The 22,572-nt window shown below is 34.8% G+C and carries 19 protein-coding genes; 7 read left to right on the forward strand and 12 right to left on the reverse strand.

The features are described 5' to 3' along the window. Positions 1-202 precede the first annotated feature (202 nt). Both BMZ76_RS01940 and BMZ76_RS01945 read left to right on the forward strand, forming a co-directional pair. Positions 203-1,528, forward strand: coding sequence for a M16 family metallopeptidase (locus BMZ76_RS01940; protein ID WP_091203026.1), 1,326 nt, complete (start codon positions 203-205; stop codon positions 1,526-1,528). 11 nt (positions 1,529-1,539) lie between these two features. Beyond that, positions 1,540-3,588 carry an insulinase family protein gene (locus BMZ76_RS01945; RefSeq protein WP_244281728.1) on the forward strand — a complete coding sequence of 683 codons (2,049 nt, stop codon included), beginning with the start codon at positions 1,540-1,542 and terminating at the stop codon, positions 3,586-3,588. An 83-nt stretch (positions 3,589-3,671) separates the two neighbouring features. Here the strand turns inward: BMZ76_RS01945 and BMZ76_RS01950 are convergent, their stop codons facing one another. Next, a complete protein-coding gene (locus BMZ76_RS01950) occupies positions 3,672-4,538 on the reverse strand; it encodes a DMT family transporter (protein ID WP_091203028.1) in 867 nt (288 codons plus the stop codon). 109 nt (positions 4,539-4,647) lie between these two features. Between BMZ76_RS01950 and BMZ76_RS01955 the strand changes: the two genes are divergently transcribed. Further along, positions 4,648-5,052 carry a heavy-metal-associated domain-containing protein gene (locus tag BMZ76_RS01955; RefSeq protein WP_091203029.1) on the forward strand — a complete coding sequence of 135 codons (405 nt, stop codon included), beginning with the start codon at positions 4,648-4,650 and terminating at the stop codon, positions 5,050-5,052. A gap of 174 nt (positions 5,053-5,226) precedes the next feature. Here BMZ76_RS01955 and gldD read toward each other — a convergent pair whose 3' ends face one another. The 5 genes from gldD to mutY all read right to left on the reverse strand — a co-directional run bounded on the left by gldD (position 5,227) and on the right by mutY (position 9,665). Next, entirely contained in the window at positions 5,227-5,790 is a 564-nt protein-coding gene (gene gldD / locus BMZ76_RS01960; protein ID WP_091203030.1) for a gliding motility lipoprotein GldD, read from the reverse strand. A 90-nt stretch (positions 5,791-5,880) separates the two neighbouring features. Beyond that, positions 5,881-7,176: a gliding motility-associated protein GldE gene (locus BMZ76_RS01965; protein WP_091203031.1), complete on the reverse strand. Its 1,296-nt coding sequence runs from the start codon at positions 7,174-7,176 to the stop codon at positions 5,881-5,883. Positions 7,177-7,199: 23 nt separating this feature from the next. Next, positions 7,200-7,640 (reverse strand): single-stranded DNA-binding protein, encoded by a 441-nt coding sequence (locus tag BMZ76_RS01970; protein ID WP_091203032.1) that lies wholly within the window; start codon positions 7,638-7,640, stop codon positions 7,200-7,202. 97 nt (positions 7,641-7,737) lie between these two features. Next, positions 7,738-8,514: a GLPGLI family protein gene (locus BMZ76_RS01975; RefSeq protein ID WP_091203033.1), complete on the reverse strand. Its 777-nt coding sequence runs from the start codon at positions 8,512-8,514 to the stop codon at positions 7,738-7,740. Positions 8,515-8,627: 113 nt separating this feature from the next. After that, a complete protein-coding gene (gene mutY / locus BMZ76_RS01980; RefSeq protein WP_091203034.1) occupies positions 8,628-9,665 on the reverse strand; it encodes an A/G-specific adenine glycosylase in 1,038 nt (345 codons plus the stop codon). Positions 9,666-9,798: 133 nt separating this feature from the next. Here mutY and BMZ76_RS01985 point away from each other — a divergent pair, with 133 nt between their 5' ends. Together BMZ76_RS01985 and BMZ76_RS01990 are read left to right on the forward strand one after the other, a co-directional pair. Next, positions 9,799-10,089, forward strand: coding sequence for an HU family DNA-binding protein (locus BMZ76_RS01985; RefSeq protein WP_066080765.1), 291 nt, complete (start codon positions 9,799-9,801; stop codon positions 10,087-10,089). Positions 10,090-10,401: 312 nt separating this feature from the next. Beyond that, entirely contained in the window at positions 10,402-11,946 is a 1,545-nt protein-coding gene (locus tag BMZ76_RS01990) for an Rne/Rng family ribonuclease (protein ID WP_091203035.1), read from the forward strand. 174 nt (positions 11,947-12,120) lie between these two features. On the opposite strand, the gene BMZ76_RS01995 is transcribed toward BMZ76_RS01990, so the two are convergent. Next, positions 12,121-12,564: a nucleoside deaminase gene (locus tag BMZ76_RS01995; protein WP_091203036.1), complete on the reverse strand. Its 444-nt coding sequence runs from the start codon at positions 12,562-12,564 to the stop codon at positions 12,121-12,123. Positions 12,565-12,603: 39 nt separating this feature from the next. On the opposite strand from BMZ76_RS01995, the gene BMZ76_RS02000 reads away from it, so the two are divergent. Together BMZ76_RS02000 and BMZ76_RS02005 are read left to right on the forward strand one after the other, a co-directional pair. After that, positions 12,604-14,385, forward strand: coding sequence for a 1-deoxy-D-xylulose-5-phosphate synthase (locus BMZ76_RS02000; RefSeq protein ID WP_091203037.1), 1,782 nt, complete (start codon positions 12,604-12,606; stop codon positions 14,383-14,385). A 38-nt stretch (positions 14,386-14,423) separates the two neighbouring features. Beyond that, positions 14,424-15,458, forward strand: a complete 1,035-nt coding sequence (locus BMZ76_RS02005; RefSeq protein WP_091203038.1) for a DUF3078 domain-containing protein — start codon at positions 14,424-14,426, stop codon at positions 15,456-15,458. Between the two features lie 3 nt (positions 15,459-15,461). Here BMZ76_RS02005 and dgt read toward each other — a convergent pair whose 3' ends face one another. From dgt to BMZ76_RS02030, 5 genes are all read right to left on the reverse strand, one after another. Then, the gene (dgt, locus tag BMZ76_RS02010; protein WP_091203094.1) at positions 15,462-16,808 is read right to left on the reverse strand and encodes a dGTP triphosphohydrolase; all 1,347 of its coding nucleotides are present in this window, start codon (positions 16,806-16,808) and stop codon (positions 15,462-15,464) included. A 104-nt stretch (positions 16,809-16,912) separates the two neighbouring features. Beyond that, positions 16,913-17,389, reverse strand: coding sequence for an RDD family protein (locus BMZ76_RS02015; RefSeq protein ID WP_091203039.1), 477 nt, complete (start codon positions 17,387-17,389; stop codon positions 16,913-16,915). A gap of 284 nt (positions 17,390-17,673) precedes the next feature. Then, positions 17,674-20,088, reverse strand: coding sequence for a ribonucleoside-diphosphate reductase subunit alpha (locus BMZ76_RS02020; protein WP_091203040.1), 2,415 nt, complete (start codon positions 20,086-20,088; stop codon positions 17,674-17,676). Between the two features lie 244 nt (positions 20,089-20,332). After that, the gene (locus tag BMZ76_RS02025; RefSeq protein ID WP_091203041.1) at positions 20,333-21,310 is read right to left on the reverse strand and encodes a ribonucleotide-diphosphate reductase subunit beta; all 978 of its coding nucleotides are present in this window, start codon (positions 21,308-21,310) and stop codon (positions 20,333-20,335) included. A 251-nt stretch (positions 21,311-21,561) separates the two neighbouring features. After that, on the reverse strand, positions 21,562-22,137 hold the full coding sequence (locus BMZ76_RS02030; RefSeq protein ID WP_091203042.1) for a DUF3109 family protein: 576 nt from the start codon (positions 22,135-22,137) through the stop codon (positions 21,562-21,564). Between the last annotated feature and the right edge of the window lie 435 nt (positions 22,138-22,572).

The raw sequence follows: 22,572 nt of genomic DNA on the forward strand, positions 1-22,572 counted from the left end.
TACAATTAAATATTTACCTCGCAATCTGTTGAAGAAAAAAAATATTTTTTACGTCACAATTCCTTATTTCATCAACTTTTTGAAGCTTTTCCATGAAACAGCTTGATGAACTAGTGTTAAATTTCCCACACCAAAGTGATTTTTGTGTAACAAAAAATTAAAACCTCTACTAATATTGCATATTAACAAAATTATTAACCTTATGAAAAATTCATTAATGGCTTTAGGTGCTTTGTTTATGCTAGGAGGAGTCGCTTCAGCGCAGAAAGTAGCTTTTGAGGAATACAAATTAGACAATGGCTTACATGTGATTTTACACAACGATCCATCTGCTCCTACTGTGATTACCTCAGTAATGTACCACGTGGGTGCCAAAGACGAAAATCCGGAAAGAACTGGTTTTGCTCACTTTTTTGAACATTTGTTATTTGAAGGAACCGAAAATATCAAACGCGGTGAGTGGTTTAAGATTGTAACCGGAAACGGCGGTGTCAACAATGCGAACACTACTGATGACAGAACGTATTACTATGAAGTTTTTCCTTCTAACAACCTGGAATTAGGTTTATGGATGGAAGCAGAAAGAATGTTGCATCCAGTAATCAATCAAATTGGTGTTAATACTCAAAACGAAGTGGTGAAAGAAGAAAAAAGACTGCGTGTTGACAATCAGCCTTACGGAAACTTTTTGGCGGAAGTAAAAAAGAATATTTTCACAAAACACCCATACCGTTGGGCAACTATCGGTTCTATGAGCCATTTAGACGCTGCAACATTAGAAGAATTCCAAGCTTTCAACAAGAAATTTTACATTCCGAACAATGCTGTTTTGATTGTTGCCGGTGATTTCAAAAATGAACAAGCAAAAGAATGGATTCAAAAATATTTTGGACCTATTAAAAAAGGACCTGCTATTCAAAGAGAAAAATTTGTTGAAGAGCCGATTACCAAAACCATCAAAGCAAAATTTGAAGATGCTAACATCCAAATTCCTGCAATTGTAGCAGCGTACAGAACGCCCTCTATGAAAACCAGAGATGCAAGAGTACTAGACATGATTTCATCTATTTTAAGCGATGGAAAAAGCTCAAGATTATACAAGAAAATAGTTGACGACAAGAAAATGGCCCTGCAGATTGGCGCTTTTAGTAACAGTCAAGAAGATTATGGCAGTTATATCATTTACGGTTTGCCACAAGCTCCAAACACTGCTGAGAATATTCTTGCTGAAATCGACTTGGAAATTGTAAAACTTCAAACGGAATTACTTTCTGAAAAAGATTTACAAAAATTACAAAATAAATTCGAAAACCAATATGTAAACAGCAATTCGACCATTGACGGTATTGCTGACAACTTGGCTTCTTACCATTTGTTATACGGTGATGTAAACTTAATCAACACCGAAATCGAAATCTACCATTCCATCACTCGTGAAGAAATCAGAGATATTGCCAAGAAATATTTAAATCCAAACCAAAGATTAGTTTTGGATTACGTTCCATCTAAAGACAAAGCTCAAAACTAAGATATATCATTATGAAAAAATCAATATTAATTTTATCAAGCTTGTTCTTAACAGTAATCATGCAAGGACAAATCATCCCTCAGCCTAAACCCGGAGTCGCTCCAACAATAAAAATTGGAAAACCGATAACATTTGAATTAAAAAATGGTTTAAAAGTTATGGTGGTCGAAAACCATAAATTACCTCGAGTATCATTCAGTCTTACGTTAGACAATGATCCGTATGCTGAAGGCGACAAAAAAGGAGTTGCTGACATGACCAGTACTTTAATTGGAAGCGGCACAACTAAAATTTCTAAAACAGCTTTCAATGAAGAAGTGGATTTTCTGGGAGCCAACATCAATTTTAGTACTAATGGCGCTTCAGCAAGCGCATTATCTAAATATTCTGGAAGAGTTTTAGAACTAATGGCTGATGGTGCATTAAACCCAAACTTCACCCAAGAGGAATTTGACAAAGAAAAAACAAAACTTATTGAAGGATTGAAAGCAAATGAAAAAAGCGTTTCAGCAGTAGCAGCAAGAGTTATAAATGTTTTGACTTATGGAAAAAACCATCCCGCAGGCGAATATGTAAGCGAAGCTACATTGAAAAATGTAACACTTGCGGATGTAAAAGCGAATTACAATACTTATTTTGTTCCAAGTAACGCTTACCTAATTATTGTTGGGGATGTAAAATTCAAAGAAACAAAAAAAATGGTAGAGAAATTCTTTGGTTCATGGAAAAAAGAAGCTGCTCCTTCTATTTCTTACAGCGATCCAAAAGATGTTTCGGCTTCACAAATTAACTTTATTGATATGCCGAATGCAGTTCAATCAGAAGTTGCGGTATTGAATATTTCGAAACTTAAAATGACTGATCCTGATTATTTTGCTGTTTTGATAGCAAACCAAATCCTTGGAGGTGATTTCAACAGTTATATTAATATGAACTTAAGAGAAGCTCACGGATGGACGTATGGCGCTAGAACTAGCATTTACGGAGACAAACGCGTTTCTACTTTCAATGCTTCTACGCAAGTTCGTAATGCAGTAACAGACAGTACGGTTGTTGAGATTTTCAAAGAATTCAAAAAAATCAGAACTGAAAAAGTGACTGAAGAAATGTTAGCCAGCGTAAAAGCAGGATACATTGGACGATTTGTAATGCAAATTGAAAAACCACAAACGGTAGCAGGATATGCTTTGAGAATTCAAACGCAAAGCTTACCGGCCGATTTTTACGAAAATTACATCAAAAACATCAGCGCTGTAACAGCAGATGACATTTTGAGAGTTGCCAATAAATATTTCTTGGCTGACAACAGCAGAGTTGTAATTGTAGGAAAAGCAGCTGATGTAGCTCCTAATTTAGAAAAATTGAAATTCCCGGTATCATACTTTGATAAATACGGAAATCCAACGGCTAAACCTGAATTCAAAAAATCGGTTCCAGCTGGAGTTACTGCAAAAAGCGTTATTGACAATTACATCAAAGCTATTGGCGGAGAAAAAGCAGCTTCGGCTGTAAAAACAATCGCAATGTTTGGAACTACAACAATTCCACAAGCGCCTTCTCCATTAAATTTTACTTCTAAAATTGATGCCAAAGGAAAACTTATGGTTGAATTAGCCATGGGAACAATGAGCATAATGAAACAAGTGGTAAATGAAAAAGGAGCTTACGTAATGCAACAGGGACAGCGCCAAAACATCGAAGGAACAATGCTAACAGACATGAAAGCGGCTGCAACACCATTTGAAGAATTATCTCTTTCTAAAAAACAAGGATTAACTTTAGAAACTATTGAGTCTATTAACGGAAAAGATGCTTATGCTGTTAAAAACGGAAAAACTACTTTGTTTTATGACGTAGCATCTGGTTTAAAATTAGCCGAATCTAAAGTGGTTGAACAAGGCGGTAAAAGCATTACACAAACTACAAATTATGCAGATTACAAAGAAGTAAAAGGAGTTAAAGTTCCTTTTAATATCATACAAAATGTAGGTTTTGAATTGGATATAAAAATGTCTGATGTAAAAATTAATGAAGGTGTTTCAGATGCTGATTTTTTATAATCAAATCTTGAATTAACAAACAAAGGCTGTCTAAAAAGACAGCCTTTGTTGTTTTATGCTATTTAAACTTTTCAAAATGATTACTACTTCTTCGATGATAAATACACTCCGATTAAAATAATAAAGGCACCAAAAAACTGCACTGACGTAAGCATTTCATTGTCTAACAATCCCCAGCAAAAAGCAACAACAGGAATCAAATAGGTTACTGAAGTAGCAAAAACCGGTGAAGACATTTGGATCAATTTAAAAAACAAAATATTCGCAATTCCGGTTCCCACAACCCCAAGAATCATTATAAACATTATCGATTCCTGCACTTTCACATCATGTACTATTTCGAAGAAACCGGAGAAAGCCAAGATTATGAATGCCGGAAAAAACAATACCATAAAATTCCCGGTAGTAATACTCAACGGACTCAAATCATGCAAATATTTTTTGATTAAATTCACATTTACTGCGTAGCATATCGAAGCTATTAAAACCAAAATAGCATAATAATAGTTTTGTTCCGGATGATGCATGGCACCGTTCAAAATCAACAAGGCGCTTCCTAATAAACCAATTAGAATACCAAAAATCTGATTTCTTTTGAATTGCAATCCAAAAACCAAAGCTCCTAAAATCAGCGTATTCAAAGGGGTCAGGGAATTCAAAATAGAACTCACGGAACTATCAATTTCAGTCTGTGCAATTGCAAACAAGTAAGCGGGTATAAATGTCCCGAATAAAGAAGTTAAAGCAATGTATTTCCATTTATGTGCCGGAATTTTGGACAAACTTTTAAACCCTATCAATACTAAAAAAACAGCAGCAAAAATGATTCGCAACGATCCCAATTGTAAAGCCGTTAAGCCAATTAGTCCTTTTTTTATTAGTATAAATGAACTTCCCCACACCAAGGCAAGAATTATCAAGTACACCCATTTTAACTGCTTCGATTCCATAAAAATAATTTTGCCCCAAAATTGTAATTATTTTATGAATTAGTCCTTCTTTTTTTAATTAATTTTGTGAAATACAAAGACGCTTTTAATCTATAAAATCTACATCATAATGAATTATAAAAAATCAATCGTAACGCTAGTACTTGCAAGTATTTTATTTGTAGGTTGTAAAGAAAAAGAAACGAAAATGGTTCCAGAAGAAACAGCAACTACAGAAGCTCTAAAAGTTGAAAAAGACCCGAGCGATAGCGAACAGCCGAAGAAAATTGCAGCTGCCAATCTTCAGACAGCGAGTTTCTCTGTAGAAGGAATGACATGCGCTGTAGGTTGTGCCAAAACGATTCAAGAAGATCTAACCGGACTGGACGGCGTTCAGAAAGCAACGGTAGATTTTGAAAAAAAATTAGCCACCGTAACTTTTGACAAAACAGTTCAAACTCCAGAAAAATTGACTAAAGTTGTCGAAGCCGCCGCAGACGGTAAAACATACAAAGTTTCAAATATGAAGTCGTAAATAGACTTTTAAATTGCATAAATAAAGCATTCGCCAGTAACCGAATGCTTTTTTTATACAAGAAAGTGAAACTCATTTAAGAAAGCGCTGTATCCAATATTTACACGCTTATTTGTAATTAAATGTCTTGTATGATTATAAAAAAATATTGCTTGTTGAAAATTTATAGTGTTATTATTTCCATTTCAAGGTTTCCATCAGTCGCTGCATGTCATTTTTGATGTAACTCGCCGCCGGCATAATAGAATCATAATTGGGTTTTGCATAGAAGTAAACGGAACCTGTCACAAAATGTCGCGTGCTGTCCGTAGCATAAAACTGTGAGTTTGTGGCCGCATTTCCCTCTACCTGATAAAACATACCGTATACTTTTTTATCGGGATTCAAATACGGTTGTTCCAGAATATCGTCCGCTTTTATCACGTGTTCAAAAGTCAATTTTTGCGCATCCCGCAACAGTTCATTAATATTTTTCGTGACTGGTTTGTAGGTGAGATAAATAGTTGCTTTCATTTTTGGATACGTAATGGTAAAACCGCAATCCGTCTCTTTTTTGATAATAGCAGCCGAATTCATTTCGAAAGTAAAAGGACATTCATTTGCAAAATTTACATATTTAGCTTCCGGATAATCCAATCGCAAATAGCTGGAAGGTTTAGGCAAGACATCATCTTTACAACTAAAACTCAACAGTGACATTATTACTATTGCCAAAAAAGTGATTATTTTTTTAAACATTTTTATTCTAAATTTATTTAATCTCTTATTTTTCAAAAGAAACACATTCCACAATAGTTTCCCTTGCTTCGAAGGCGGTTAGGCAGAGGATTATTCAATTGTTACTTTTATTTGCTTCACCCGTTTCTGATCCACTGATTCTATAATGAACAGACAATTTTCGAATGAAATTTTCTCATTTTTTTTTGGAAAATTTCCTAAAATTTCAAGAATAAAACCAGCCAATGTCTCAGCTTCTCCTTTTTTTATTTCGAATAATTCTTCGTCAACATCAATTATTCTGTAAAAATCCTTGAGGTTTATTTTTCCTTCAAAAAGGTAATTTTTATCATCAATTTGCGAAAAATTAATATTCTCGTCATCAAATTCATCACTGATATCACCTACAATTTCTTCAATAACATCTTCAAGTGATACCAAACCGGAAGTTCCTCCATATTCATCGACTACAATCGCCAAATGCCTTTTCATACCCTGAAAATCTTTTAGCAAATTGTCCAGTTTTTTATTTTCAGGAACAAAGAAAGGCTCTCGCAACAATGATTTCCAGTCAAATTCATTTGTATTAATATGCGGAAGTAAATCTTTGACAAACAAAACGCCTTCTATCTGGTCTATATTGTCTCGATAAACCGGAATTCTGGAAAATCCTTTTTCTATGATTTTAGGACAAATAACAGAAAAAGATTCGTCTATTTCTAAAGCAAAAATATCGATTCTGGGACTCATCACTTGCCTCGTATCGGTATTTCCAAAGCTTACAATTCCTTCTAAAATTTTCTGCTCTTCGGTCGAAGTTTCATCTGAAGCTGTTAATTCTAATGCTTGAGACAACTGGTCGACAGAGAAATTTGTTTTTTGCTTTCCCAATTTATTGTGCAAATAAATTGTGACGGCACGCATGGGTAAACTTATTGGCGAAAGCAATTTATCCAAAAAAGCAATTGGATATACAATCAGTTTGGCAAACTTTATATTGTTTCTGCTTGCGTAAACTTTTGGTAAGACCTCGCCAAATAATAAAATTAAAAAAGTGGCTGTCAGCACTTCCAGAATAAATTTTAAAAGTGGCGATGTTACGCCCGAAAAAATAGTTCTTCCAACGAATGAAAACAACAGTATTATAGAAATATTGATGAAATTATTAGCGACAAGAAGTGTCGCTAGCAGTTTTTTTGGTTTTTCTAAAAGTTTAACAATAATTTTTCCTTTGGAGTTATTTTCCTGTACTGTTTTATCAATATCCTTTTGTGACAACGAAAATAAAGCTACTTCGGCACCTGAAATTAAAGCAGAACAAAATAGCAAAATAACTATTCCTGTAAAGCCAAATACTACATTACTATCAATAACGTAAGCAAAAAATAAACTGGGCTCTGGGTCCAAATTAGTTAAGATTAATTAAACAATCAAAATGGCAAGTCATTAATAGGCAAGACATTATTTTCCGGGTCAAAATTAGTGTTTTTCGCAACATCAGCTGCAGGAATTTGTTTGTTGTTTTCACTGTCTTTTTTTGTGGAAAGAAAAGTGAATTCGGTTACCTGAATTTCAGTGGTGTGCTTCGTACTTCCATCCTCTGACTGCCATTGACGGGACTTAATGCGTCCTTCCACATATATTTTATCGCCTTTAGAAAGGTATTTTTCACAAAGTTCAGCCGCTTTATTGCGAACAACTAAATTATGCCACTCTGTAGAAGTGATTTTTTCATTCGTGGTTTTGTTGATATACACTTCGTTTGTTGCCAACTGAAACCTTCCAATACAATTGCCTCCGTCAAAATAATGCATTTTGACATCATCGCCAAGAAAACCAATTAGCATAACCTTATTTAATGTTCCGTTCATTTTAAAATTTGGTATTTTATCAAAGATACATTTTTTTAGAAACTCTATAAATCCTTTTCAATAAAATTACGAAGCACAATTTGTAACGTTTTACACTTTAATGACCTTCAATACTCTGCTTTTTGCTGGAAATTTTTATTCTGGTAATTGTGCTGTTCCCTCTAATTTCAGTGGTAGTTTTAGGTCCTGAATTAAACTCACTGACCTTAACTTTGACATAACTCTCAACTTGCGCCATAGTAACGGTTTCTTTAGGTGTTTCCGGTTTTACTATTTCAATCGGAGTCTTTTCAATTTTCAATGCAGTAGCGTGAGTTTCATGATATGCAGTACCAACATACAATATAAGCCCAGGAAGTCCATCGAATTTTTCTGGTCCGGCATTGATGGCAATATCCTCCGTAAACCAAGCTATAAAAAAATAACCAAAAGCATTTGACGTTGCTTTTTTACATTTAAAACCAAGAATTTCTTTAGTCTCGTTGGTAATTTTCCAATCCCATTTGAGTAAACTGTCTTTCCCATAAAAATTTTTATTATTATAAAAATTAAATAACAGCTCATTCTTATTGAAATCTTTATAATACCATTTCTCTATGAAATAATTGGTTAAATTGTACTGTGCTTCAGGTTCTTCGAAACCACCCTCTTCAATCTTTTCTATGTTTTTAGTTTCTGTACTATTTTTATATAATGAAATACCGTCTTGATATTGCATGATATAATTATGGGAAGCTAGCTTCATCTTTCTCGCAAACTTAGGAGTTGCTTCTAGGTTTTCTTTACTTAAAATGTTCTTCTCAGCATAATTAACCGTGACAGTTTGGGAATATCCAATAATCGACAATAAAAAAAGTAGATACGTAACTTTCATTTTTCTTATTTATTTAAATTAATTTTAAAAGATTGATGCCTAGCAATTTCATAAAATATAAAATTTCAAACATTCATTAAAGAAACGAATAAAAAACACTCGTCAAACAAATATTACAAATCTTTTTCTATAAAATTATGAATCACAATTGGGAATGGGAACGATTTCAAAGTCTCGTTGTTTATTCCGTTTTCAATTCTTCCTTTTACATTTATTTTCCAAAATTTGATATGCAAATGTTGGTGTGACAATTTATGAATGATACTTTTCTCGTTGTATTCTAACATACTTATAACAGTATTATCTTTAAAATAATCACCCTGAACAGCTTCACTTACATAATCAAAATCTTCTTCTTTTTCTGTTTCAATCAATGGGTATTGATAGAGATTGTGCCATATTCCTTTATCCGTTCGTTTTTGAATTATGGTGTTGTCATTTTCATCTGCAACAACCAAATAATTAAAGTATCGGTTGCGAATTTTTATCTTTTTGGATTTTACAGGCAACTGATCGACTTTGTTTTTTTGCAAAGCGGCGCAACTTTCGTTGAAAATACAAATACCGCAATTCGGACTTTTAGGAACGCATTGCAACGCGCCAAATTCCATAATAGCTTGATTGAAAGTCGCAGGATTATTTTTTGGCATCAGTTCGAAAGCCAAAGAAGCGAATTCTTTTTTGGCGGAAGCCTGAGCAATATCGGTATCCATATCAAAATAACGGGACAAAACCCGGAACACATTTCCATCAACAACAGGAACGGCCTCATTATAGGAGAAAGAAGCAATGGCAGCGGCGGTGTATTCTCCTACCCCTTTCAGTTTCAATAAGTCATTATAATTGCCTGGAAATACTCCTGATAATTCCTGTGCTATATACTGCGCGGTTTTATGCAAGTTACGGGCTCTGGAATAATACCCTAATCCCTGCCAGAGTTTCAAAACCTGTTCTTCATTGGCTTTCGCCAAATCAAAAACAGTGGAAAAAGCGGTTGTAAAAGACAAAAAATAAGGCATTCCTTGCGCAACACGCGTTTGTTGCAACATGATTTCAGAGAGCCAAATAGGATACGGATCAGTGGTATTTCTCCACGGTAAATCGCGTTTATTTCGTAAATACCATTGTATTAACAAGTTAGAAAAAATCATGTTTTAATTTTTTGTTAGCAAAAGTAAAAGTTTATGTGATTAAAATTTAATGAATTAGCTTGAATAATTGTTTTTTAAATCCCTATATTTGCAAACTCAAAAAAATAGTACAACATTATAAATAGGAAAGAAAATGACGAAAGCAGATATCGTAGCAAAAATTTCAGAAAAATTAGGTCTTGAAAAAGGAGATGTACAGGCAACTGTAGAGACTTTTATGAATGAAGTAAAAAATTCATTAGAAACTGGAGACAATGTTTATTTAAGAGGTTTTGGAAGTTTTATAGTGAAGACTAGAGCGGAAAAAACAGGAAGAAATATTTCTAAAAATACCACAATAAAAATTCCTGCACACAACATTCCTGCATTTAAACCTGCAAAAGTTTTTGTAGAAGGAGTGAAAACAAATAACGAAGCAAAATAATAATATTAATCATAAAATCGACAAGACATGCCAAGTGGTAAAAAAAGAAAGAGACATAAGGTAGCAACGCACAAACGTAAGAAAAGAGCGAGAGCTAACCGTCACAAAAAGAAAAAGTAGTTTTAAACTACTTTTTTCTTTTTAAACGTTCATTGAAATTGAAAGTTAGTCATCAGTATTCAGTTTTTAGTAGTCAGGCAACTGCGAACTTAACACTGCGAACTGCCAGCTAATTTTCCCCGGGTTCAATACCTGTTAAAATATTGTTTAATCCATTTGTTCGCTTTGGCGAATAGATAAAAAATTTACAGTGTGAATAAAGAATTAATCATTAGATCTAGTTCTGAAGCCGTAGATTTTGCCTTATTAAAAGATGGAAAACTAATTGAATTACATAAAGAAGAAGAAAAAAGCAACTTCCAGGTTGGTGATATTTTTATTGCCAAAATCAGGAAACCAGTTGCCGGACTTAACGCTGCTTTTGTAAATGTAGGCTTCGAAAAAGATGCTTTTTTACATTATCACGATTTAGGACCTAATTTAGCTTCCCAACTGAAATTCATAAAACTTGTAAGCGCAGGTAAATTAAAAGATTTCTCCCTAAAAACCTTTCAGTTTGAAAAAGAAATAGACAAAGATGGTACTATTACTGATGTAGTAAGCTCCAATCAGTCTGTTTTAGTACAAGTCGTCAAAGAACCTATATCTACCAAAGGACCAAGAATTAGCGCAGAGCTTTCTCTTGCCGGACGTTTTATTGTTCTGGTTCCCTTTTCTGACCGTGTTTCTATTTCACAAAAAATAGAAGACAAAAAAGAAAAAGACCGTTTGAAACGATTAGTACAATCCATCAAACCAAAAGGATTTGGTGTTATTGTTCGCACAGTAGCCGAAGGCAAAAATACAGCCGAATTAGAAAAAGATTTGCAGAACCTGCTCAGCAGATGGACTGCAATGTGTAAAAAATTACCAACTGCTCATCATCCGTCTAAAGTACTAGGAGAACTCAACAGAGCTTCTTCAATATTAAGAGATGTATTTAATGATACCTTTAGTGGTATTCAAATTGATGACGAAGAGTTGTACAACCAAACAAAGGATTATTTGCAAGAAATTGCACCATCCAAACAATCAATCGTTAAGTTTTATCAATCAAAAGACACACCTATTTTTGAGAAATACAACATAGAGAGACAAATCAAAACTTCTTTTGGAAAAACAGTATCCATGAGTAAAGGGGCTTATCTTATTATCGAACATACTGAAGCTTTGCACGTTATCGACGTAAACAGCGGAAACCGTTCTAATAAAGCCACCAACCAGGAAGATACAGCCATGGAAGTGAATATGATTGCAGCTGCCGAAATTGCCAGACAATTACGTCTTCGTGATATGGGTGGAATCATTGTAGTCGATTTTATCGATATGTCAAATCCTGAAAATCGTAAAGTTTTGTTCGATTTCTTGAAAGAAGAAATGAGCGACGATAAAGCGAAACACAAGATCTTACCTCCGAGTAAATTTGGATTAGTTCAAATTACAAGACAAAGAGTAAGACCAGAAGTAAATATTAAGACCAGAGAAGAAGATCCAAACAATGAAAGCGGCGAAATTGAAGCGCCAATTCAAATCATTGATAAAATCGCTTTTGATCTGGAAAGAGTATTAAAAAACCACAAAGATGTTGTGCTTAATGTACATCCGTTTGTGGCCGCATACCTTACCAAAGGTTTTCCATCATTACGTTCAAAATGGTTTCTTGAACATAAAAAGTGGGTGAAAATCATACCTCGTGATGCTTACACGTATTTAGAATATCATTTCTACGACAAAAAAGAAAATGCTGTCATAGAATAAATAACAAACTCCTCAAGAAATTGAGGAGTTTTTTTTTGCTCTTTTTTTTCAGGAGCTATTTCCAGCTATACGTTACAATCTTTCTAGTCCTGAACTTGTTTCAGGATCCTGAAACAAGTTCAGGACTAGAAAGGATTTTCACTTCTATCTGGGCTAGGGTATTCGAGTATTATATTACCTCCTTCTTTCCACAAAAAATCGCTTCATCAACTCCGAAGCTTCATTTGCCAAAATACCTTTCACAACAGTTGTTTTAGGATGCAATTGCGTTCCCATTTTTACAAAACCACGATTGTCATCTGTGGCTCCATACACAATTCTTGAAATCTGACTCCAATACAAAGCGCCGGCGCACATCTGGCAAGGTTCCAGTGTGACGTAAAGCGTACAACCCATTAAATATTTCCCGCCAAGATAATTCGCAGCAGCAGTGATGGATTGCATTTCGGCGTGAGCCGTAACGTCATGAAGTAATTCGGTTAAATTATGACTTCTGGCAATGACTTTATTATCAATGACAATAAGAGCGCCAACAGGAATTTCGCCCTTTTCAAAAGCCATTTCGGCTTCCTGCAACGCTTTTTTCATGAAATATTCGTCGGTGAAAGGATTTATCATAATTGCAAAAATACAGTATTCAATTCGTACATTTGCCCCATGTCAGATAATTTACTTTCAAACATAAACAATCCAACCGATTTACGCCTGCTTGATGAATCCCAACTTCCTGAAGTCGCTCAAGAATTACGCGATTTCATTATCGATATTGTGGCTGTAAAAGAAGGACATCTTGGCGCAAGCCTAGGAGTTATCGAATTGACTATTGCATTGCATTACGTTTTTGACACACCAAATGATTTATTGATTTGGGATGTAGGCCATCAAGCCTACGGACATAAAATACTCACAGGCCGAAGAGAAAGCTTTCATACCAATAGGCGACTCGGCGGTATTTCCGGTTTCCCAAAAAGGAGTGAAAGTATTTACGATGCCTTTGGCGTAGGCCACTCCTCTACTTCCATTTCTGCAGCTTTAGGAATGGCAATTGCTTCTAATTTAAAAGGCGATTTCAACAAACAACATATAGCGGTGATTGGCGACGCTTCTATAGCCTCAGGAATGGCTTTTGAAGGCTTAAATCACGCCGGAGTTACTGATGCAAATTTATTAGTAATTCTAAATGATAACGCCATCGGAATTGACCCAAGTGTCGGCGCTTTAAAACAATATCTCACTGCCGTAAAAGAAGGAAAAAATCCGAGGCAAAATAATATGATTAAATCATTGAATTTTGATTATTCAGGTCCAATAGACGGTCATGATATTTTTGCCGTTATCAAAGAACTGAAACGCTTACAAAAAGTAAAAGGACCAAAATTTCTTCATATCATTACCACCAAAGGAAAAGGCTTGCAACAAGCCGAAGAAGACCAGGTAAAATACCATGCTCCCGGAAAATTTGATGCTTTAACAGGAGAAATTCACATTAAATCAGAAGAAAATTTACCTCCGAAATATCAGGATGTTTTTGGCTTGACGGTTTTGGATTTGGCTAGAAAAAATGAGAAAATAATCGGGATTACACCTGCAATGCCGTCCGGAAGTTCGTTGAAATTCATGATGGATGCATTTCCTAAACGTGCTTTTGACGTGGGAATTGCTGAACAACATGCGGTTACCTTGGCTGCCGGAATGGCAACTCAAGGAATGATTGTATATTGCAATATTTACTCGACTTTTTTACAAAGAGCCTACGACCAGATAATCCACGATGTGGCTCTGCAAAATCTTCCGGTAATTTTTTGTCTGGACAGAGCCGGTTTAGTGGGAGAAGATGGAGCAACGCATCACGGTGTTTTTGATTTGGCTTATCTGCGTTGCATTCCTAATATGATTATTCATGCCCCAATAAATGAAATAGCGTTACAAAATATTTTATATACAGCGCAATTGGGATTAAATCATCCTATCGCAATTCGTTATCCGAGAGGACGCGGTGTCATTGCAGATTGGCAAACGCAACATTTTGGTAATTATGAAAAAATAGCAATTGGCAAAAGTGTTTGTATCAAACAAGGTTCGAAAGTAGCCGTTTTATCCAATGGAACTGTTGGCAATAATGTCTCTTTGGCTATAGCCAAAATGAAACATCCGGAAACCATTGCACATTATGATTTTTCATTTGTCAAACCATTAGATGACAAAGTATTACATACCATTTTTCATAAATTTACAACCATCATAACGATAGAAGACGGTATTATAAAAGGCGGTTTCGGTAGTGCGATTCTCGAGTTTGCTTCTGAGAATAACTATACTTCAAAAGTAACGGTTCTGGGTATTCCGGATGAATTTATTGAACACGGAACTGTAGCTGAATTACAACAATATTGCAAAATTGACGTTAAAAGTCTTGAAATACTTTTTTCAAGTTATTAAAATAATTATTTTGCCCTCTTAAATACAACTACACTATAATGAAATTATTAACCTACACATTATTACTACTTGCATTCACAATTCCTCTTCATTGTTTTTCCCAAGAAGTAACATACACCACTCTTCCCGATGGACTTACACCTGTAACAACACTAACAACCACAGGAAAATCATTGCATGTCCCACTAAAAATACAAACCAAAACACACTTCCTTCCTTTAACTTATTGGAGTAAAAAAAACAGTTTGGGCTTTGACATTTCCGAAGTGGCTTTCGTCAACTGGTCTGCCGGGGGAACAAGTTCAATTTCAGGTTTATTTAAAGGTAAATTTCATAGAGTTTATAACCGAAGTAATTACAACTGGTCAAATGAGTTAATCGTAAAATACGGTTTGAATAAACAAGACGGAATTGATCTTAGAAAAACCGAAGATGCCATCCAATTTAACTCCACATTTGGCTACAGAAAAGACACGCTTTCAAACTGGTTTCATTCGGCTAAATTTAATTTCAATACGCAATTTACTAACGGTTACGCGTATCCAAATATTGAAAAAGCGATTTCAAAACCCTTTGCACCTGCTTACATTTTTATGGGAATAGGCGCTGAAAATATTGACAAAGATAAGAACAGAACATTTTATATCTCTCCATTTACATTCAAAACAACTTTAGTTTTAGATCAAAGACTGGCTGATCAAGGTGCCTTTGGTGTTCCTAAGGCTACTTACGATCTGGATGGAAATTTACTCACTGAAGGAGAAAGATCAAAAATGGAACTTGGTTTTTTAATAACCAATAAATACAAAAAAGAAATCTTCAAAAATGTCATTTTAGAAAACCGCTTAAGCTTATATTCAGACTATGTAAATCGTTTTGGAAATATAGACGTAGACTGCGATTTACAAGTCGAACTTGTGGTGAATCAATACGTAAAAGCCAATATTGGAGCACATGTTATATATGACGACGATATCAAATCAAAAAGAGAAATTGCTGGAATACAAGTAACAGAAGGCCCAAAAACACAAATAAGGCAGGCTATAGGTGTTGGAATTGAGTATATATTTTAAAAATTAATTCTTTTTTCTCCCCTTAATAGTTTCAAATAATTCCAGTGCATTACCATCGGTAAGCATGGATACATAATGACAAATATGAAGTAATCTTGCGTATAGGTCCTCTTTTTCAAGATGATGTTTCTCAGGCAACATTTTCAGAATTAAAGAGTCGTAATTAGACGTATTCCCGTTGTATTTATTATTAAAAGCCGTAATGAATTTATCCAACAACGTTTGAATAATCTGATAGCCAACAATCTCTTTTTCGATGACTTCACGGCTTTGGTAAATATTATTAACACTAATCTTGATAATATCATCCATTTGTGCTTTATACTTGCTTTTATCCATGATCGCAAAAGGGAATTTACCTTCCAGAATTAATGTTTCATTTTCGATAAATACTTTTACTGCATCACTGATTAAACTACCAATAGCTAAGGCACGTAAATAACTTATCCGATCTTCTTTAGTAGTAAGCGTTTTATATTTGGAAGTGTCTATACTGTCTTTTACCAATTTTATCAAATATTCTAAAGCAAAATCTTCGGAAACTAATCCTAAGTTTATTCCGTCTTCAAAATCAATGATGGTATAGCAAATATCATCGGCTGCTTCCACTAAATAAGCCAAAGGATGTCTTTCAAAACCAATGTCGGTTCCTGATTTATTTGGAATCAAACCCATATCTAAAGCCACATCTTGAAAAAAAGCTTTGTCGGTTTGAAAGAAACCGTATTTTTTATCGGCAATTTCTTTGGTTGGTTTTTTAGGTAAACTTTCTTTAGGATATTTCATAAAAGCACCCAATGTTGCATACGAAATTCGAAGTCCTCCTTCAATTCCGGGACGACTGGCTGTCAGTACCGAAAACCCATTGGCATTTCCTTCAAAATCAATCAAATCCTGCCATTCTTTTGCCGTAAGCTGGTCTTTGTATTGCTGTCCTTTTCCAATGGAGAAATATTCTCCAATCGCTTTTTCGCCAGAATGTCCAAAAGGAGGATTCCCAATATCGTGCGCCAAAGATGCGGCGGCAACAATAGCCCCAAAATCATTCATGTGATAGCCATGAACTTCTTTCAGATGTGGGTATTTTTCAATTATTTTTTTACCAACCAATCGTCCTAGAGAACGCCCCACAACCGAAACTTCTAAACTATGCGTTAACCTGGTGTGAACAAAATCAGTTTTTGATAACGGAATAACCTGCGTTTTATCCTGCAAACTTCTAAAAGCCGCCGAGAAAATAATACGATCGTAATCCACCTCAAAACCCAAACGAGTATCGTCTTGTTCTACACGCAATCTTTTGCCTTTGTCGCCTTGTCGTTTCAGTGATAAAAGTTGTTCCCAGTTCATCATTTTATTTTTGGTATTTAAAAGGAGCGAATATAAAGAAAAGGATGTGTTTAAAAACAAAAAAGCAGTCTAAAATGACCGCTATTTTTATCTTTTCTATTTCTTTATTCCTCAGAAAACATTTTCTTTTTCTCAAGAAATTCGTGTTTTTTCACCACATAAGTAACTGATAATGTATCATGCCATCCTCTATTAGCAGTTAAAAAAGAAAAAGGCTCAAAAGGAATTAATCTAGAAAGTGTTCTAATCATTACACTTTTCATGTTGGGTCTTGAACCGTCATGCTTTACAACCATTGTTTTCGTGAAATACTTCCCGAAGGTTCTGGAAAAGTACATTTCAGTAATTAAATAATAAAAAAACAAGATAACAAGTCCGAAAAAGAAACTTTCAACTACGCTTAATGATGTAACCCAATTTGATCCTGTATCACTTTGAGTCAAATCTCCAATTAAAATTATGGTTGTACCAATACTGATTCCGATAACATAAATTATAAATATATCGATAAGGAGATTCAGGAAACGCTTGCTTTTGGAAGCTAATAAATCATCTGTAACAGTAAATTTTCTATTTTCCATTTTAATGTTTTTGATTATAATAAAAAGGGTTTTAAGGCTAATAACTATCCCAAATATAGTGAATTATTTACAAATGTTAATGTTAAATCTTGGTGTTTTAGACCCGATTGAAGTGGAAATCCTTTTTATTTTTTCTTTAAAAATAAAAAGATTGCAACGGAAAGCGGGAGATAGCTCCAAAAAAAAAGCAGTCATCATTACAATAACTGCCTTTTTGTTTTAAACCCATTTAGTTGATGTCAACAAAATGGTTTCAAAATGAGTTTGCTTCGTTCCTCGCTGACCTACGACCCACACATTTCACATTCGTCAGGACCTGCATTTTTAGATAATTCAAGCATAGCTCTGTATTCATCCGAAGTCATTTCTACTGCTTCAGCAACTGCAGGAACAACGATTGATTGCTCTTTAATTTCGATTGGCTCTGCTTTTTTATCATTGTTCAATGTAAATTTGATCGCATCCACCGCAGCTTTTGTTCTTAAATAATACATTCCTGTTTTCAATCCTGATTGCCAGGCATAGAAATGCATCGATGTCAATTTTGAATAATTAGCATTTTGCATAAACAAGTTCAATGATTGTGATTGATCCACAAAGTAACCACGTTGACGGGACATATCGATAATGTCTTTCATTGACATTTCCCAAACTGTTTTGTACAATTCTTTCAAGTCTTGCGGAATATTCAGATCTTGAACCGAACCGTTATTTCGCATTAATTCTTGTTTCAATGTTTCATTCCACAAACCGCGCTCCACTAAATCGTGTAACAAATGTTTGTTTACCACAATAAATTCTCCCGAAAGGACTCTTCTGGTGTAAATATTAGAAGTATAGGGTTCGAATGCCTCGTTGTTCCCCAAAATTTGAGAAGTCGATGCCGTTGGCATTGGAGCCACTAACAACGAGTTTCTCACTCCGTGTTCCATCACTTCTTTTCGTAATGAAGCCCAGTCCCAACGACCAGATAATTCCTCATCTTTCATTCCCCACAAATTGTACTGGAATTCTCCTTGAGAAATTGGCGAACCTTTAAATGTCGAATATGGTCCTTCTTCTTTGGCCATTTCCATCGATGCGGTTACCGCAGCAAAGTATAATGTTTCAAAAATTTCTTGATTCAGTTTTTTAGCTTCGTCGCTCGTAAACGGCAGACGCAACATAATGAAAGCATCAGCTAATCCTTGCACTCCAAGACCAATTGGTCGGTGGCGTTTATTCGAATTTTCTCCTTCAATTACCGGATAATAATTTCTGTCAATTACTTTATTCAAGTTTCTGGTTACCCGTTTTGTAACGGTATACATCAATTCATGGTCAAACTTCCCATTGGCAACAAACATTGGCAAGGAAAGAGAGGCTAGATTACAGACTGCAATTTCATCTTTGGATGTAAATTCCATAATCTCGGTACACAAATTCGAAGAACGAATCGTACCCAAATTTTTCTGGTTTGATTTTCTATTAACTGCATCTTTATACAACATGTAAGGCGTTCCGGTTTCGATTTGAGATTCTAGAATTTTCTCCCAAAGTTCGTGCGCTTTAATGGTTTTTCTACCTTTTCCACGTTTCTCGTAATCAATGTACATCGCTTCAAATTCTTCGCCATACACATCATACAATCCCGGACATTCGTTAGGACACATCAACGTCCAATAACTGTCTTCTTGAACTCGTTTCATAAACAAATCCGAAGTCCACATTGCAAAGAACAAATCTCTGGCGCGCATTTCTTCTTTTCCGGTATTCTTTTTTAAGTCCAAAAATTCAAAAATATCCGCATGCCAAGTTTCGATGTATATTGCAAAACTACCTTTACGTTTTCCACCACCTTGATCTACATAACGTGCCGTATCATTGAAAACACGCAACATCGGAACAATTCCGTTCGAAGTTCCGTTAGTTCCACGAATATAAGAACCAGTTGCTCTTACATTGTGAATAGAAAGCCCAACACCACCTGCTGACTGCGAGATTTTCGCCGTTTGCTTCAACGTATCGTAAATCCCGTCAATACTATCGTCTTGCATCGCCAAAAGGAAACAAGAAGACATCTGAGGTTTTGGAGTACCCGCATTGAATAATGTAGGCGTTGCATGTGTAAAGAATTTTTTAGACATTAAGTCGTACGTCTCAATCACCGAATCTAAATCATCTAAATGGATCCCAACCGAAACACGCATCAACATGTGTTGCGGGCGCTCCACTATTTTGCCATTTATTTTAAGCAAATATGATCTTTCCAAGGTTTTAAACCCAAAATAATCATAATTAAAATCTCTGTTATATATCACATGTGAATCCAAAAATTCCGCATTTTTCATAATCACCTGATGTACTTCCTCAGAAAGTAATGGTGCGTATTGACCGTTTCTAGGGTTCACATAATTGAACATATCATTCATCGTTTCCGAAAATGATTTTTTAGTATTGGAATGTAAATTCGAAATTGCAATTCTTGCTGCCAATTGTGCATAATCAGGATGCGCAATAGTCATTGAAGCCGCAGTTTCGGCTGCTAAATTATCTAATTCTGACGTAGAAACTCCATCATAAAGCCCTTCAATTACTCGCATTGCTACTTTCACGGCATCAACCAAATCATTCAAACCATAACATAGTTTTTTAATTCTATCTGTGATTTTGTCGAACATTACCGGCTCTTTGTGGCCGTCTCTTTTTACTACGTACATACTTTTGTTTGTTTTTTAAAACAGAAAATCCCTTCGCTGTTTTTCGTTATTTGTAATTTATGCTGAACTTGTTTCAGCATCTTTTTTTGGAGCTATTTCCAGCTATCCATTACAATCTTTCTAGTCCTGAACTTGTTTCAGGATCCTGAAACAAGTTCAGGACTAGAAAGGATTTCCATTACTATCTGGGCTAATGCAAGAGTAGCACAAAAAAAAATTTGATAAATCGATAAAAATTCAAATTTTAAAAATCGGCGTCAAAAGATATTTTTTGAGCATCACCATCTGTATTCATTACACCTGCTTTTTGATATTCGGCTACTTTCTTTTCAAAAAAGTTTGTTTTCCCTTGAAGCGAAATCATATCCATAAAATCAAATGGGTTTGTAGTATTATATTCTCTATCGCAACCTAATTCCACTAATAATCTGTCAGCAACAAATTCTAAATATTGTGTCATCAATACGGCATTCATTCCTATCAAACTTACGGGAAGTGACTCCGTAATAAATTCTCTTTCAATATTTAAAGCATCTACAATAATGCTTCTGATTCTTTCTTTTGGCACTTTATTTACCAAGTGGTGGTTGTGTAAATGCACGGCAAAATCACAGTGTACGCCTTCATCACGAGAAATTAATTCGTTAGAAAACGTCAATCCTGGCATTAGTCCACGTTTTTTCAACCAATAAATCGAACAAAATGCTCCCGAAAAGAAAATTCCTTCCACCGCTGCAAAAGCGATCAATCGTTCTGCAAATGAATCAGATTCAATCCATTTCAAAGCCCAGTCCGCTTTTTTCTTAATTGCAGGAAAAACTTCTAAAGCATTGAATAAGTCATCTTTCTCTGCCTCGTCTTTTACATACGTATCAATCAATAACGAGTAGGTTTCGCTATGAATGTTTTCCATCATAATCTGAAAACCGTAAAAGAATTTTGCTTCCGCATATTGCACTTCGTTCACAAAATTTTCAGCCAGATTTTCATTTACGATTCCATCTGAAGCAGCAAAAAATGCCAAAATGTGTTTAACAAAATAACGCTCATCTTCCGAAAGTTTGTTATTCCAGTCATTTAAATCCTGTGACAAATCAATTTCTTCAGCAGTCCAGAAACTGGCTTCCATACTTTTATAAAATTCCCAAATATCATGGTGTTTGATTGGAAAAATTACGAAACGATTTTTATTCTCTTGTAAAATTGGTTCAACTTGTGCCATTATAATTGTTTGTTTTTTTGAGATTTTAACGAAATAAATTCCGTTTTGGGAGTTACAAAGATTGTGAAATTTTGCTGAAATTAAAAGCCAAACTTATTCACAATCGGTTATAGTTTTTAACAAATAGAAAAATAAAGAGGATTTTTATTCAAACTATAAAAAACTGTAAATCAGCTAATTAAAATTTAAAAAACATTGTAAAGTACCGTAGAATATAGGATTTTAAAAATAGAAAACAAGGATTTTTTATTCTATTTTGAATTATTTTTAAGCTCTTCCGCAACTGTTTCGAGTTCGGCATACCAATCCTCTCCAAACCTTCTTACCAAAGCTTCTTTGACAAATTTATAAACCGGAACTTCTAACTCTTGACCTAAAGAACAGGCTGGATCACAAATATCCCATTTATCGTAATTAACAGCAGCAAACTCCGTAAAATCTTTTACACGAACGGGGTATAAGTGGCAGGACACCGGTTTTTTCCAATCGATTATTCCTTGATTGTACGCTTGCTCAATACCGCACAAAGCCGTTTTACCGTCAAAAATTACATACGCGCAATCTTTATTATCTATTAACGGTGTTTCAAGATCGCCATCAGTTCCTTTTACCCAAGTTCCTTGCGCTTCGATAGCAGCAATTCCTTGCTTGCGTAAAAATGGTTTTACTTTTGGATAAATAGATTCGAGGATTTGAGTTTCCTCCAAACTTAATGGTGCTCCAGCGTCGCCGTCTACGCAGCAAGCTCCTTTACAAGCAGTCAAATTGCAAACAAAATCTTTTTGGAGTAAGTCTTCAGAGACGATGGTTTTTCCTAGTTGAAACATTATTACGAAGTAGTATGATTATAAAATGCAAAGATAATCAAACTAAGACAAAAGGGAATTTTAAAATGAAATTTTAAAAACACTAATAAAAGAATTATAATTTGAGTTTTGATTAGACGTAATTATATAAATATTCTCGTATTTGTCGATGGTCATACATCTTAAACCTCCAAAACTGCCAGCTGATTGATAAGACACTCCTTCTGCAGTAGATGTTATTTTACTGATAGTATTATTTAAATTACCCATATATACATTGCCTTTGCTATCACATTTTAAATCGCTAAAGGAGATTCTAAATTAGAAATCAGCCACCTGTGAGTACCTTTGGAACTTATTGAGGCAATACTTGAATAAGAAGCCAAATAATAAGTCCCTTTGGTATCAATTGTAAAATCTTCAACTAATCCATAGCCTAACGTAAATTGAGAAATA

It is taken from the genome of Flavobacterium xueshanense, from assembly GCF_900112975.1.
GTDB lineage: Bacteria > Bacteroidota > Bacteroidia > Flavobacteriales > Flavobacteriaceae > Flavobacterium > Flavobacterium xueshanense.